Raw genomic sequence first — 1,868 nt, 5'->3', positions numbered from 1 at the left:
GCCTTGACCCGCGGTGCCGCCGACAGCAAAGACGTCGTATAGGGATGTGCAGGGGCGGGGGCCATCTCTTTCGCAGGGCCGATCTCGACAATCCGGCCCAGGTACATGACCGCGATACGCTGGCACAGGTGCCGCACCACCGACAGGTCGTGGCTGATAAAGAGCATGGCCATGTTCTGCTCGGCGCGCAGATCGTCCAGCAAGTTCAGTATCTGTGCCTGCACCGAAACATCCAGCGCGCTGACAGGTTCGTCGGCAATGATCACCGGCGGTTCGTTGGCAATGGAGCGGGCAATGGCAATGCGCTGCCGCTGGCCGCCGCTGAAATGCTGCGGGTAGCGCGCAGCGTGCTCCGGGCTCAGCCCTACGCGCTGCAGCAGGGACCGGACCCGGGACCGAAGATCGGCGCGGGAAGCGGTACCTTGGATCGTGAAGGGTTCGGACAGGGTCTGCCCGATGGTTTTCCTTGGGTGCAGCGATGCATAAGGGTCCTGAAACACCATCTGCACCAGCCGCGCCAGAGCGCGCCGCCCAACCGCGCGTGCTGGATCCACGTGCTGCCCCTTGATGCAGATACTGCCCGTGGACGTCTCAGTCAGCCCGACAATGGCCTTGCCCAGAGTGGTTTTGCCGCTGCCGGATTCACCGATCAGCCCCATCACCTCGCCCTGCCGGATATCCAGGGAGATCCCGCTGAGCGCCTTGAAGGTCGCGGGCTTTTCGAACAGCCCCCGGTTTGCGGATGCGCGGAATTCGACAGACAGATCCCTGATTTCAAGGGCGGGATGTGAACTCTGGCTCATGCGGTTTCCTTTGCCTGCGGGGGAGTGGCATGCAGCAGGCAAGCGACGTGGTGGGCCTGCTGCGGCATTGCAACGTGCTGCGGCTTGACCGTGGCACAGTTATCAATTGCTGCCGGGCAGCGGTCGCGGAAGGCACAGCCCGACGGGCGCTGCCAGATCGCGGGCGGGGAGCCCGCAATAGGCGCCAGCCGGCCGCATTCCCCGTCCATCGACGGATGGGCTCCCAGCAGACCCCGGGTATACGGATGCCGCGGGTTCTCCAGCACCTCTTGGGTCGGGCCGCGTTCCACATCGCGCCCGGAATATAGCACGATGACCTCGTCGCTCATCCCGGCGACCACCCCCAGATCATGGGTGATCAGCACCAGCGCCATGTTCAATTCGCGAGAGAGCTTTTTCAGCAGTTGCAGAATTTGCGCCTGGATTGTCAGGTCAAGCGCGGTGGTCGGTTCATCGGCAATCAGCAGCTTTGGCTCGAACACGATGGCCATCGCGATCATGACGCGCTGGCGCTGGCCGCCGCTCAGCTGATGCGGATAGCGGTGCATCATGCCTTCGGGGTCCGGCATGCCCACGCGTGCCAGCGCCTGGGCGGCCTTGCCCCGGGCGCTGGATTTGGTCAGCCGCCGGTGCGCCTGCAGGCATTCCACAATCTGATCGCCGATCCGCATCACCGGGTTCAGGCTGCTCATCGGGTCCTGGAAGATCATCGCGATGCCGGTGCCTCGCAGTTTGCGGAACTCCGCAGGCCGCATCTGCGCCAGATTGGCGCCATCGAACAGAATCTGGCCGGAGACCTGCAACGGCCCGTCCGTCAGCAGCCCCATGATGGCCATCGCCGCGGTGCTTTTCCCGGAGCCGCTTTCGCCGACAATGCCGAGGCATTTGCCGCGTTCCAGGCGCAGCGACAGCTGCTCGACGATGGCTGCGGTGCGGCCGCCTGCTGTGAGGCTTACTGTTAAGTCTGTCACGTCCAATAGGGGCATGGCTGGCGCTAGGTCCTTTCCCGCAACGGCCCTCCTCTGCGGCGAGGGAAGCCCGATCTGTTGCTGGTAACTATAGCCC

At 64.3% G+C, this 1,868-nt stretch carries 2 protein-coding genes; both read right to left on the bottom strand.

Annotated features, from left to right (window positions below; translation table 11 throughout):
- Window positions 1–803: ATP-binding cassette domain-containing protein (locus A2I95_RS34680; protein WP_291737105.1), on the bottom strand; the 803-nt coding region annotated here is incomplete at its 3' end.
- The gene (locus A2I95_RS34675; RefSeq protein ID WP_291737103.1) at window positions 800–1,789 is read right to left on the bottom strand and encodes an ABC transporter ATP-binding protein; all 990 of its coding nucleotides are present in this window, start codon (window positions 1,787–1,789) and stop codon (window positions 800–802) included. The genes A2I95_RS34680 and A2I95_RS34675, both read right to left, overlap by 4 nt.
- Window positions 1,790–1,868 lie beyond the last annotated feature (79 nt).

Source organism: Leisingera sp. F5, from assembly GCF_001593695.1.
Note: the sequence above shows the minus strand (reverse complement) of the source record. Positions and strands in the feature narration are given on the sequence as shown.